We start from the raw sequence: 13119 nt of genomic DNA, 5'->3' as shown, positions 1-13119 counted from the left end.
AAAAAAGAAAACAAAATGATTTATTTGATTACAGGCGGAGAACGCTCAGGAAAGAGCAGTTATGCCGAAAATTTAGCCAAAGAATTAGCCGATAATCCAATGTATGTTGCAACAGCTCGAAAATGGGATGATGATTTTCAAAAAAGAGTTGACCGCCATCAAAAAGATCGTGACGAACGATGGATTAATATTGAAAAAGAAAAACATTTAAGTGAAATTGATTTTTCAGGAAAAGTCGCAATTGTTGATTGTGTCACACTTTGGTTGACCAACTTTTTTGTAGATAATAAAAACGATGTTGCTTTGTCTTTGAAACAAGCCAAAGCCGAATTGGATGCCATTGCAAAACATGAAAATGCCACGATAATTATTGTGACAAACGAAATTGGAATGGGCGTTCACGCCGAAACACATATCGGTAGAAAATTCACAGAATTGCAAGGCTGGATGAATCAATACATCGCCAAAAATGCAGACACAGTAGTATTAATGGTTTCAGGAATTCCGCTAAAAATAAAAGGATAAATGATGAATTTTGTAAGTTCTTGGAGCGGAGGAAAAGACAGTTGTTATGCCATGATGCAAGCAGTAGCGCAAGGATTTGTTCCAAAAGTACTGTTGAATATGATGAACGAAAATGGTAAAATATCTCGTTCTCACGGATTGCCTTTGTCGATTTTAAAACAACAGGCTCAAAAAATGAATTTGCCTCTTGAAGCCGTTCCTGCGACTTGGAACGATTATGAAGCCAAGTTTATCGCGATTTTAAAAAGACTAAAAACCAATTATAATCTCGAATCAGCCGTTTTTGGAGATATCGATTTACAACCACACAAAGATTGGGAAGACAAAGTTTGTCACGCCGCTTCGTTAAAAGCAATACTTCCTTTATGGCTGCAAGACCGTATCGTTTTGGTCAATGAAATGCTGGAAAATGGTATTAAAACCATGATTGTTTCCTGTAATCCAACGATGGGAGAAAGCTATTTAGGTAAAATTTTGACCAAAGAGTTAGCACAGGAATTACTTAAAAAAGGCATTGACCCTTGCGGAGAAAATGGCGAGTTTCATACCTTGGTGCTCGATTGTCCACTGTTTTCAGAAGCAGTAGAATTGCCTAACTTTACAAAAATTACCCACAACGATTATTGTTTCATTGTTTGGGAAGAATAAAAATATACTAATTATTTTGGCGTTACCACAAGGGTCGGGCTGTACGCTATATATATTGTGGCGAACCCCGCCACAATAGGATGCCGCTTCCATCCCTAACGCAAACACACGATACGACAATGACTTTAGATGAAATTATAAGATCCCGTCGAGACACCCGTCATTTTACAACTGATGCTGTACCAGATGAAGTAATCCAAAAAGCACTTCAAGCGGGACATCATGCACCATCTGTAGGTTTGACCGATGCTACAAAATATTATCTCATCAAATCCACTGAAATCAAAAAAGCAATAAAAGAACTATTTTTAGCCTACAATCAAAAAGCCGAAAATCAAACCGATGATGATTTACAAAAATCGCAATACCAAGCCTTAAAACTAGAAGCGATTGAAGAAGCACCCCTCGGATTAGTAATTTGTTACGACCGTTCGGTGTTGAATCATTTTACGATTGGTACAGTCGGCAGTAACGAAGCGGTAAAATTTAGTTCGGTTTGCTCTGCTCAAAACATTTGGCTGTCACTCACAGAACAAGGGTATTCGATGGGTTGGGTTTCGATTCTAAATTATTACCAGTTCAAACAGCTTTTGGGATTACCAGAACATATAGAGCCGTTGGGCTATTTTTGCGTAGGCAAACCTGCTACAAATTATGATAACCAACCGATGTTGCAACAATTGAATTGGAAGCAAAAATCAGCTAATCCTTTTGTTGAAGAGATTTTGGTTTCTGCTACACTCTCAATTCCGGAGTCTTTGCGAGGAACGGAGCAATCACAATCTGGTGATTCTAAAATAAGCGAGGCACTCCAACAAAAAATCGATAATAAAACGAAACCAACTGGTTCACTAGGTATTTTGGAAAATCTGGCGAAACAAATCGGAACTGTTTATCAAACTTTGGAACCCAAAATAACAAAACCTAATATGGTGGTTTTTACTGGAGACCACGGAATTGCAAATCATGGTGTAAGTGCCTATCCGCAAGATGTTACCCGACAAATGGTGACCAACTTTCTGGAAGGAGGAGCAGCTATTAATGTGTTTTGTAAACAAAATAATATTGCGCTAACTATTGTAGATGCAGGAGTAAATTATGATTTTCCAACAAATGCTAATCTGGTTTCGGCTAAAATAGGGAAGGGGACACAGTCGTTTTTACATACTTCGGCAATGAGTAAAACAGAATTTGATTTGTGTTTTGCCAAAGGAGCAGCAATTGTAAATACTATTTTTGAAACTAGTTGCAATTGCATTGGTTTTGGAGAAATGGGGATAGGAAATACATCGACAGCTTCGGTTTTGATGAGTATTCTGTTGGATTTACCTATCGAAGATTGTATTGGAAAAGGAACAGGGGTTATTGACGAAAAGTTAATTCAGAAACAAAATATCCTCAAAAAAGCACTTGAAAATTATAATGGGCCAAATGATTTAGAGAGTAAATTAGCTTATTTTGGAGGATTTGAAATTTTACAAATAGCAGGAGGAATGCTTCAAGCCAAACAAAATAATATGCTTATTCTGGTAGATGGTTTTATTTGTACTGTCGCTTTTTTAATCGCTTACAAATTGAATTCAGAAATAAAAGAAAATGCAATTTTCTGTCATTCTTCCGCGGAGCAGGGACATCAAAAAATATTGGATTATTTGAATGTTCGTTCGTTATTACAATTAGATTTGCGATTGGGAGAAGGAACGGGTTGTGCCGTAGCCTTTCCAATTATACAATCCGCAGTTTCTTTCCTGAATGAAATGGCAAGTTTTGAATCGGCTGGAATTAGCCGTTCGTAGATTCGCATATTGTAGAGACGTTGCACTGCAACGTCTTCACGCAATGTATATAAAAATCGTTTTGAAAACGTTGTGTGAAAAACGTTGGCGGAGACGTTGCAGTGCAACGTCTCTACGGCAATAACAAATAAAAAAAATGAAAAAACAATTACATATATTTTTTACAGCTTTGATGTTTTACACCCGAATTCCGTGTCCAAAAAACATTGACCACAATCCTGATTATTTAAACAAAGCATCCCGGTATTTTCCTTTGATTGGTTGGATAGTTGGAGGTATTTCGTTTGTTTTCTATTCTATTGGAACTTTTTTATTTACAAATGAAATCGCTGTAATCTTAGCAATCATTGCAGGAATTCTAACTACAGGAGCTTTTCATGAAGACGGATTTGCCGATGTTTGCGATGGTTTTGGCGGCGGTTGGACCAAAGAGAAAATCCTTCTAATAATGAAAGACAGCGCCATTGGTGCGTATGGAGCAATTGGCGTGGTTTTATTGTTTTTATTAAAATTTCAAGCTCTTTATAATCTGCTGAATACATCTGAAATCGTTAATCAGCAATCATCAATCAAAAATCTTTTGCTCTTTATCTCAGGTCATTCTGTTAGCCGTCTAGCTGCAATCTCCATTGTTTTTACACATCAGTATTCAAGAGAAGATGCATCGAGCAAAAGCAAACCAATTGCCCAAAATTTCACTTGGAAAGAAATGATTGGAGCTATGTTTTTTGGATTGTTGCCTCTTGTGGTTTTGTCTTTTTTTCAATGGCAATTGTTGTTGGCTTTAATTCCTGTTTTTGTAACACGGCTTTTTCTAGCTCGTTATTTTCAGAAATGGATTGACGGTTATACTGGAGATTGTTTAGGCGCAACACAACAAGTATGTGAAGTGATTTTTTATCTGTCAATTATCGGAATATGGAAGTTTATTTAGTCCGTCATACCGAAACGGTTTGTGAAAAAGGAATTTGCTACGGTCAGAGTGATGTAGAAATCAGAGCGCCTTATGATGCTGTTTTTGAAATTATTATCAGTCAACTGCCAAAAGAGGCTATTTTATATTCGAGTCCGTTACAGCGTTGTGTTGTTTTGTCCAAACATATTCAGGATAATATTCAAATTGATTCTATTATTGAAGATTCAAGATTAATGGAAATGAATTTTGGCGATTGGGAATTAAAAAGCTGGGATGATATTCCACAAGAAGTTTTAAATCCTTGGATGACTGATTTTGTAAATGTGCGTGTACCTAATGGCGAATCTTTCGTTGACTTGAATGAAAGAGTAGTAGATTTTTTAGAAAATGAAGCTTCAAAACCTAATGAAAAACCATTAATAATTGTCGCACATGCGGGAGTTATCCGAAGTATTTTGTGCAAAATAAATGATCTTCCTTTGCAAGATGCTTTTAAATCAAAGTTGGATTTTGGAGCTGTTGTAAAAATTGAAATTTAGAATCGTACTTTTTTGGGGTTTAAAATTATGAAAAACAATTAGTTGTAGGGGTGTTAAAATTAAAATGCTTCATTAACTTTACTTTTCAATATTTTTAACTTTATATTTGCACCCGAATTAAGGTTGTGTTTTACTTTTTACGAAAACACATTAAAAGGGAATTAGGTTCAAAACCTAAGCTGTTCCCGCAACTGTAAGCTATCAAGCTTGTTGTTATCTACAAAGCCACTGTTTTAAATTGTAGATTTTAGAATTCAGATTTTAGAGTTAATCTAAAGTCTAAACTCCGAAATCAAAAATTGTAATGGGAAGGTGAACAACAAGACGCAAGCCAGGAGACCTGCCTTTTTTCTTAACAAATATCGAACTTTCGGGAAAAAAGGTTCAGAAATTATGACTTTAAGAAAATTAATACTAGCCTTTTTTGTACTAATGTGCCAATTTGTTTCGGCGCAGAATGATTCTATTAACAAATTAAAAGAAGTTATAGTTTCAGACCGTACTTTGTATTCTAGTAATAAATCACAATCGATTCAGATTCTTAATGATTCAGTTATTGGCAAAAATCAATCTACTCTTACTAATTTATTGAATTATAACAGTGTTTTGTATTTCAAGGAATACGGGCGCGGAATGACTTCTACGGTTTCTTTTAGAGGAACTACCGCTTCGCAAACAGCAGTAGTTTGGAACGGAATTAATGTCAATTCTTTACTTAACGGCAGTGCTGATTTTAATACATTCACGTCATCTGATTTTAGTGCTATTAGCGTAAAAGCGGGTGGTGGAAGTGTAAGTTATGGTAGTGGAGCGATAGGAGGAAGTGTTCATTTGAATAATAATTTGGTTTTTAAAGACAAATTCGAAAATGATTTGCGTCTGGATTATGGAAGTTTCAATACCATAGGAGCGAATTATAAAATGAATCTTTCGAGTCAAAAATGGAGTACTCAAATTGGCTTTTCCCGTAACAGTTCTGATAACGATTATGATTATATCGGGCTCTATACTTGGAAAGGAGTTCAACGAAAAAATGAAAACGGTCAATATGCAACAACCAGTTTGTCTGCCAATGTGGGATATAAAATTAAACCCAATGCTGTTCTTACCTTATACAGCCAATCTTCAAATACCGACAGAAATCTTTCATTAGTGTCGGAATCCGATTCGAAAACAAAATATATCAATACTTTTAGTCGTAATCTTTTGGAATATTCAGAAACCGAAGGACGTTTTAGCAGTAACTATAAAGCAGCTTATCTAACAGAGCAATATCAATATTTTGCCGATATAGAAAGTAATTATTTCACTTTTGGAAAATCAGAATCGTTTATCGCAAAAATGGATTTTGGATACCAATTAATAGAATCTATCAAACTAAACGGAATTGTAGATTATAGCAGTACGAAAGGTTTTGGGACTAGTTTTGGAGATAATACAAGACATATCGGAGCTGTTGCTTTAAAAGTAGTGGAAAAGGCAAATTCTAAATGGCAAAACGAGTTGGGCTTTAGGAAAGAAGCGAGTTCAGATTATGATAGTCCCTTTTTATTTTCATTGGGTTCGTCGTATGCTTTTAGTTCTTTTTATAATTTAAAAATCAATTTTTCTAGAAATTTTAGAATACCAACTTTTAATGATTTGTATTGGGAAGAAGGTGGGAATCCTGATTTAAAACCTGAGAGCTCTTATCAAACGGAAATTGGAAATGTTTTTAAATATAAAAAAATCACTTTGTCGGAGACTATTTATTATAACAAAATTGACGATTTGATTCGTTGGATTCCGATGAATGGAGATGTTTGGTCTCCAGAAAATACTGATCGGGTGAACACATATGGTTCTGAAACGATTTTGGGTTGGGCAAATTCCTATGGAAAAAATAGTTTTGCCATAAATGGAACGTACGCATACACTATTTCAAAAAATGTAGAGACTGGTAAGCAATTGTTTTTTGTTCCTTATCATAAAGCAACAGCTTCATTGGCTTATTCTTATGGTAAGTTCTCTGTCGATTATCAGTATTTATACAACGGATTTGTATATACAAGATCTGATAATGATCCTAATGAAATTATTGACGCTTATCAGGTGTCGAATGTTGGTCTTAGTTATGATTTTAAGTTTTTAGAATCTTCCAAAATAGGCTTTCAGGTTTTGAATGTTTTTAACGAAAAATATGAAAGTGTTGAAGATAGACCTATGGCAGGTCGCAATTTTAATATGTATATAACCCTTAAATTTTAAAAAGTTATGAAGTTTAGTAAGTCCTTTTTTGTTGCTCTAGTGAGCGTTCCTCTATTTGTTTCATGTAACAATGATGATGATAAAGTAGATTCTGGTGATTATAATGAAGGAATTTTGGTCTTGAATGAAGGAGGCTCTGGGCAAGGTTCGGTTTCTTATATAAGTAATGACTTGAGTACTTTTACACAAGATGCTTATACTTTAGTAAATGGTTCTGATTTATTGGGTAAATATGTGCAGTCAATCTTTTTTGACGGAGACAATGCTTATATTATTTCAGGTGGTTCAAATAAAATCACAGTTGTAAATAGAAATACTTTCAAGATTGTTGCAAAAATTGAAACAGGACTTGTGAATCCAAGATATGGAGTAGTAAAAGATGGTAAAGCGTATGTAACTAACGCAAATACTTATTCTTATGCAAATCCTGCAACTGGAGACACAGATGATTATGTTGCTGTTATTAATTTGACAACCAATTTGGTGGAATCAAAAATTGAATTGAAAGCAACGGCTAATAGAATTGTTTTGGAAAATGGAAAATTATACATTACTGAGCCATTTACAAGTGATAAAGTATTAGTGGTAAATCCAACTACAAAAGCATTAGAAACTCCAATAAATGTTGGTTCAGATGCAGATACGATGGAAGTTAAAAATGGGGTTTTATATGTTTTAAGAAGTCCTTATGGAATAGCTAGTGAAATCGTAAAAGTGAAATTATCGGATAGTAGTTTAAGTAAAATTACTTTTCCAGCTGATTTACAAGATGCTCAAAATTTAGATATCGAACAAAGTAAAATTTATTATACGGTTGGAACTTCAGTTTACGGTATAGATCTAGCTGCAACAGTAGCTTCAAAAACGGCTATTTTAACTTATACTTCTACTTCAAAATATGGTCAAATGTATGGTTTCGCTGTAAAGAACAATCACATTTTTATTGCTGACGGTGGAGATTTTACAGCTAATAGTAAATCTTACGTTTATTCACTAACTGGAACTTTACAAAAAGAATTTACAGTTGGTGTTGGTCCAAATGGATTTTATTTTAACGATTAATTCACGCCATTAGCCACATTATATTGGCTATAATGGTATTCAGTATAATACTGTGTGTTATTTGTGGAAATTTTATTACACTAATAATAGTATTATAAATAGTTTTTGGGAAAAAAAAGGCTTTCAGAAATGAAAGCCTTTTTGATTTAATTTTGTTTATGGAGTATTTTGATTTTTTTTTAATATAATTATTAGATTCAGATGGATATTATTAATATTCCTTACTCCAAAGATTTCAAAAGTCCTGCAGGTACTTTATCAATATACATTTGGTTTTGTTTTATAATTGATTTTGCATCTTTAAAATAAGGGAATGTTTTGCCTTGCGTTGTTTTGACCATTTTAGCAGTTCCTGTAATTTTTCCAATTGCTGTACTTAATAAAGGTTCTGTACTGTTTCCAAGTTCACCCAAATTAGCTAGATTTTCTTTTAACGTATAAGTAGGAGTCAAGCCATTTAGATAGTCGCCAAAACCATCAGCATTAACAATTTTTAAAACAATAGGTTGCATGGCATAGCGATGATTTGGGTTTCTATTTTTTTTCCCAAAAGTGGGAGAGTCATAGATTGTGATTGAGCCTACATTTTTTCCAGTAGTCATATCACCAATTTGAACAACAGTAATATATGGTTTTAAACCATTGATAACTAATTCGCTTGCCGAAGCAGTACTTTTGGTAGTTAAAATATAAACTTTGGTAAGATTTAAACTGTTCAAAGGAGTTGATCCTACTGTGTTTGTAAATAAATTTATTAATGACGTTGGATCTTCAGACTCAAAATAAGAATTAATTTTATCATTCCATCTTTCTTTAGAAAATACCTTGCCTGTAAATTGTCCTGTTATCATACTGGCCAATCGTGTAGCAGATTCTATCGAGCCTCCTGAATTGTACCTTAAATCTAAAACTAAATCGGTTACACCTTTTGATTTTAATGAACTAAAAGTAGTATTCAGTTGTGTGTCATAGCTTGGATAAAAACCATTGTACATTAAATAGCCTATTTTATGTCCACCAGTTTCGATTACTTTATTTATAAAAATTGGGTTTTCTGCAAGAGTGGTTTTTGTAAGGCTTACTGTTTTTCCATTCGGAGTAATAGCACCATTGTTGTAATCGGCTAAATTGAGGTTGTAATTTTCCGAGTTTAAAAATAAATCCTTATAATTTTTATCTGTGAGTTGTGTTCCGTTTACGCCATAAAAGATATCTCCTCGCTTGATGTCTTTAGTTGAAGCGTCTGAATTTGGGATTATATAGCTTACAAATCCAAAAATAACACTAGAATTTGCGGATTTATAATAAAGACCATATTCCATTCCATTATTTTTTGTAGTTCCTTGAAGCTGACCTTCCAATGTCAAATAATCGCTTACAATCCAGCTGAATCGATCGATGCTTTTATCTACTCTAAGTGCGTTAAATAAATCTTCCGGTTTTTCATATTGTTGCAAAAAGGAATTTAAATCCGCCTGATTGGCAAAACGCTTGTCAGCTAAATTAGGAACATCGGCTTGCCATAAATAATATAAATTAAGACCTTTCCAAATAAAATCATTAGTTTCAATAGTGGATGATGGATAGCCATCGTCCATATCATCACAACTCTGTAAAGTTAAAAAGGCTAAGAATATTAATAAGGTAACTTTGAAACAAGTTTTCATATAACTTTGGTTGTAGATATACAACGTAAAAATACTAACTTTAGTTTGATTTATTTTGTTTTGTAACAAATAATCTAGTATTACGTACTGATTGTATATCGTAATTAATAAAACTATTTTTTATCATCAAAAATTGCGATACATTTAGAAAAATATAAACCTTTATTTACGTGCTTTACTGAAGTAAAAAATGAAAAGTTAATGGAAAATAGTCTAGTAATTCCTAAAAAAAGAAATTTGGCATGGTTGTCGATAGTAGCATCTATTGTAGTTTTGCTGGGAGTTGTAACGTATGCTTATTTTTATATCAATAAGGAGCAGCAAAATAAAGAATTAGGAACTTTTGATGATCCTAAAGAAGCTTTGGAGGCAACTCAAAAAGCATTAGGTATATTGTCTAAGAATGTAAATGTTGGTATCGTGGGAACTCAGTATATTAAAGTGTATGAAGTAACCAAAAATAAAATATTTGTTGAATAAAAATAAAGCCAAAGTGCTTGTAGGGAATTCAAGTTCAATTACAAAATTTAAATTTTAAAAATAATCGTTAAATAAAATAAAATGAAATCACAGACACACGAAAATCAAAATAATAATAAAATAGGTTTAAGTAAAAAGGTAATAATTACATTGTTGATATTGTTAGTGTCAAGTCCGTTTTTTGCACAATCAGCATTTGATAAATTTGATGGTCAAGAAGAAGTAACATCAATAGTCGTAAACAAAAAGATGTTCGAATTGATGAGTAAGGTAAAAGTAGATACTTCTGATAAAGAAGCGCAACAATACATGAATTTGATTAAAAAATTAGACAATTTAAAAGTCTTTACCACTCAAAGTGACAAGGTAGAAGCAGATATGAAGTCTACATCTGAAAAATATAGTAAAACGGCAGGTTTGGATGAGTTGATGCGTGTAAATGATAAAGGTAAAAATGTCAAAATTATGGTTAAATCAGGGGCTAATGATACACAAATAAAAGAACTATTAATGTTTGTTGAAGGAGGAAAAGGTGAAGATACGGTCTTGATGTCATTGACTGGTGATTTTAATCTGAGTGAGATTTCGGTCTTGACAGATAAAATGAAAATTCCTGGCGGTGATGATTTAAAAAAAGCAACTAAAAAGTAAAATAAGTGTTGTCGAAAATTGATTGCAAATATCTATAACAACTATGTGAAATGAAGTTAAACAACTTTGCTAAAAATAATAAAAAAGGAGTTAATTTCGTGTTCCAATAAAAAAACAATAAAAGCAATATATGAAAACAGTATTATTTTTAATTACATTACTCAGTGGTTTGATCTTTGGAAGTTGTAGTTCAGAGCCTTCTTTGCAAAAATACTTTGCCGAAAATATCAAAAATAAAGATTTTGTAGCTGTGGATATCTCATCCGATATTATGAATATTTATTTAGGTAACTTGGAAGCGGGTCAAGTCGAAGCATTACAATCTATTGATACAATTAATGCTTTAGTTTTCAAATTGAATGCGAAAAACAAATCACAGTTCGAAATAGAACGAGCTAAAGTAAATTTGATTTTAAAAGATCCAAAGTATAAAATGTTAATTGAATTTGATTCTGGTAAACAAGGAGCATCTGTGAAATATGTTGGAACTGAAAAACATATTAATGAATTTGTATTTTTTGCAAATAATAAGGATACAGGATTTGGGCTTGTTAGGATTTTAGGGAGAGATTTGAATCCAAAGAATATAATTAATATGGTTTCAGTTTTGAAAGAAGAGGGAATTGATTTTGAGCAATTAAAACCATTGAAGGAATTAAATAAATAGAAATCTTTATTTTTAATTTTAAAAAGCGTTTCGATAGTTTTCGAGACGCTTTTTTTATGATGTTATATTTTGGATGGGACAAAGTATATAAATAAAGGGGAAGTTGTTATGGTTTGCCTTTTATTATTCAAAGCGGTCTGTGAATCTGTTGAATTGGGATTTAAAAAAAAAAACACTCTAAAACAGAGTGTTTGATAACTGCGTTAAGAATGTTGTGCAAAACCCTTGTAATTGCTTTTAAATAGGTTTAAAAAGTGACCACGGTGGGATTTGAACCCACACGCCCTTGCGAGCACCACCCCCTCAAGATGGCAAGTCTACCGTTTCTCCACGTGGCCTAAAAAATAAAAGGTCAAGTAATAAATTACTCGACCTTTTGTGACCCGACTGGGGCTCGAACCCAGGACCCCATCATTAAAAGTGATGTGCTCTACCAACTGAGCTATCGAGTCATTGCTTCAAGGAAATTATGTGTTGATCACTAAAATTGTGACCCGACTGGGGCTCGAACCCAGGACCCCATCATTAAAAGTGATGTGCTCTACCAACTGAGCTATCGAGTCATATTCTTTCCTTGAATGCGGGTGCAAATATAAGGACTTTTTTTAGAAGTTTCCAAGCATTTTTATTATAAATTTGTCTTTTTTTAATTAAAATTCTTAACGTCTTAATTTGTAAGGTCTTATTCAAATGAAAAAAATTATATTATTAGGTTATATGGGGTGTGGTAAGTCTACAATCGCCCAAAAACTATCTGGAATGATCAATACTCCTTATGTTGATTTGGATGAATATATCGAAAATAAAGCAAAAATGTCAATAAATGATATTTTTGAAAAGGATGGAGAGATCCATTTTCGAAAGTTAGAACACACTTATTTTCTAGAATTATTAAATTCTCCCGATGAAATTATTATTGGTTTAGGAGGAGGTACTCCTTGTTATGCTAATAATCATGAATTGTTAATAGGGGATGGTGTAGCGTCTATTTATCTAAAAGCGTCTATTGAGACCTTATTTAATAGATTGATGCCGAATAAGAGCAAAAGACCGCTTATTGCAGATAAAAGCGAAGAAGAAATGAAAGAGTTTATAGCTAAGCATCTTTTTGATAGAAGCTTTTATTACAATCATTCGCAATATAAAGTGAATGTTGATGGTAAAACCATCGAGGAAACAGTAAATGATATCTTGAATCTAATAAGTTGAGTTCGATTATTGCTGTTGTTTAACCGCAAAGGCCGCAAAATTTTTTATTTTTTTTCTATGATGGAAAAACAGAAGGTTCGCAAAGCTTTGCGAACCTTCTGTTTTCAAGTCTTTACGAATCTTACGGTTAAAATCATAATGATAAAAGCTAAAATCTTTCTGCTTCAAAAAATGATTGAAATCAGATTATTAGCTTAAGCTGGCATAACTGTTGCCATTGTTGTCGAATACAACGTCAACATGCTCTAATAAGGAAGTTGAAAGTGATATTCCTTTAAAATCGGCTTTAATCGGAAATTTTTTGTGGTTTCTGTCAACAAGAACAACGGTTTTGAATTTTTTTAAAGGAACATCTAGAAAATGTTTTACTGCATATATTAAAGTGGTTCCAGAGCTCAATACATCATCTACTAATACTAAGCCTTTGTTACTGTATTGTTCTTTGGTTAATGAAGTTGTTATTGGTTGTTCTGGGCTTTGTTTGTTTGTGTGAACTTCGCAAAGCGAAATTTTAATTGGTGAAATGGTAGCTAATGTTTGAGCAATTTTTTCAGCAAAAACATAGCCGTTGACGGTAATTCCAGCAATCACAATTTCTTCTTCCTCTACAAAAGTTTCATAGATTTGGTAGGCTATTCTTTTGGTAGTATGTTCTATTTGTTGATTGGTAAGAATTATATTTTTGCTCATGGCGTATTTTTTTGTTTTTTCA

At 33.1% G+C, this 13119-nt stretch carries 13 protein-coding genes, 3 tRNA genes and 1 riboswitch; of the genes, 11 read left to right on the top strand and 5 right to left on the bottom strand.

All coding sequences use genetic code 11. The annotated features are described in order from the left end of the window. Positions 1-15 precede the first annotated feature (15 nt). The 7 genes from cobU (at position 16) to ACUN3A_RS04190 (ending at position 7733) form a co-directional block, all read left to right on the top strand. The gene (cobU, locus tag ACUN3A_RS04220; RefSeq protein WP_445550092.1) at positions 16-525 is read left to right on the top strand and encodes a bifunctional adenosylcobinamide kinase/adenosylcobinamide-phosphate guanylyltransferase; all 510 of its coding nucleotides are present in this window, start codon (positions 16-18) and stop codon (positions 523-525) included. After that, positions 526-1173, top strand: coding sequence for a Dph6-related ATP pyrophosphatase (locus ACUN3A_RS04215; protein ID WP_445550091.1), 648 nt, complete (start codon positions 526-528; stop codon positions 1171-1173). It abuts the gene before it with no gap. Positions 1174-1292: 119 nt separating this feature from the next. After that, positions 1293-2969, top strand: coding sequence for a nicotinate-nucleotide--dimethylbenzimidazole phosphoribosyltransferase (cobT, locus tag ACUN3A_RS04210; RefSeq protein ID WP_445550090.1), 1677 nt, complete (start codon positions 1293-1295; stop codon positions 2967-2969). A 136-nt stretch (positions 2970-3105) separates the two neighbouring features. After that, positions 3106-3903 (top strand): adenosylcobinamide-GDP ribazoletransferase, encoded by a 798-nt coding sequence (locus ACUN3A_RS04205; protein WP_445550089.1) that lies wholly within the window; start codon positions 3106-3108, stop codon positions 3901-3903. Next, positions 3888-4424, top strand: a complete 537-nt coding sequence (gene cobC, locus ACUN3A_RS04200; protein WP_445550088.1) for an alpha-ribazole phosphatase — start codon at positions 3888-3890, stop codon at positions 4422-4424. Before ACUN3A_RS04205 ends, cobC begins: the two co-directional genes overlap by 16 nt. Positions 4425-4527: 103 nt before the next feature. Further along, positions 4528-4786, top strand: a riboswitch (cobalamin riboswitch). A 31-nt stretch (positions 4787-4817) separates the two neighbouring features. Further along, positions 4818-6671, top strand: coding sequence for a TonB-dependent receptor plug domain-containing protein (locus ACUN3A_RS04195; protein WP_445550087.1), 1854 nt, complete (start codon positions 4818-4820; stop codon positions 6669-6671). A gap of 6 nt (positions 6672-6677) precedes the next feature. Further along, positions 6678-7733, top strand: a complete 1056-nt coding sequence (locus tag ACUN3A_RS04190) for a YncE family protein (protein WP_445550086.1) — start codon at positions 6678-6680, stop codon at positions 7731-7733. Between the two features lie 221 nt (positions 7734-7954). Here the strand turns inward: ACUN3A_RS04190 and ACUN3A_RS04185 are convergent, their stop codons facing one another. Then, complete coding sequence (locus ACUN3A_RS04185; RefSeq protein WP_445550085.1) at positions 7955-9400, bottom strand: S41 family peptidase; 1446 nt, start codon at positions 9398-9400, stop codon at positions 7955-7957. A 201-nt stretch (positions 9401-9601) separates the two neighbouring features. On the opposite strand from ACUN3A_RS04185, the gene ACUN3A_RS04180 reads away from it, so the two are divergent. The 3 genes from ACUN3A_RS04180 (at position 9602) to ACUN3A_RS04170 (ending at position 11198) form a co-directional block, all read left to right on the top strand. Beyond that, positions 9602-9880 (top strand): hypothetical protein, encoded by a 279-nt coding sequence (locus tag ACUN3A_RS04180; RefSeq protein WP_445550084.1) that lies wholly within the window; start codon positions 9602-9604, stop codon positions 9878-9880. 81 nt (positions 9881-9961) lie between these two features. Continuing rightward, positions 9962-10531, top strand: coding sequence for a DUF4252 domain-containing protein (locus tag ACUN3A_RS04175; RefSeq protein ID WP_445550083.1), 570 nt, complete (start codon positions 9962-9964; stop codon positions 10529-10531). A 130-nt stretch (positions 10532-10661) separates the two neighbouring features. Next, positions 10662-11198: a DUF4252 domain-containing protein gene (locus ACUN3A_RS04170; protein WP_445550082.1), complete on the top strand. Its 537-nt coding sequence runs from the start codon at positions 10662-10664 to the stop codon at positions 11196-11198. A gap of 255 nt (positions 11199-11453) precedes the next feature. On the opposite strand, the gene ACUN3A_RS04165 is transcribed toward ACUN3A_RS04170, so the two are convergent. From ACUN3A_RS04165 to ACUN3A_RS04155, 3 genes are all read right to left on the bottom strand, one after another. Continuing rightward, positions 11454-11536 (bottom strand) — tRNA-Leu (locus ACUN3A_RS04165). A gap of 41 nt (positions 11537-11577) precedes the next feature. After that, a tRNA-Lys gene (locus tag ACUN3A_RS04160) sits at positions 11578-11650 on the bottom strand. 38 nt (positions 11651-11688) lie between these two features. Continuing rightward, a tRNA-Lys gene (locus ACUN3A_RS04155) sits at positions 11689-11761 on the bottom strand. Between the two features lie 127 nt (positions 11762-11888). Here ACUN3A_RS04155 and ACUN3A_RS04150 point away from each other — a divergent pair. Further along, positions 11889-12407 (top strand): shikimate kinase, encoded by a 519-nt coding sequence (locus tag ACUN3A_RS04150; RefSeq protein ID WP_445550081.1) that lies wholly within the window; start codon positions 11889-11891, stop codon positions 12405-12407. A gap of 189 nt (positions 12408-12596) precedes the next feature. Here the strand turns inward: ACUN3A_RS04150 and ACUN3A_RS04145 are convergent, their stop codons facing one another. After that, on the bottom strand, positions 12597-13097 hold the full coding sequence (locus ACUN3A_RS04145; RefSeq protein ID WP_445550080.1) for a phosphoribosyltransferase family protein: 501 nt from the start codon (positions 13095-13097) through the stop codon (positions 12597-12599). Positions 13098-13119 lie beyond the last annotated feature (22 nt).

The organism is Flavobacterium sp. WC2509, from assembly GCF_052683105.1.
This window is presented reverse-complemented; position numbering and strand designations above follow the sequence as displayed.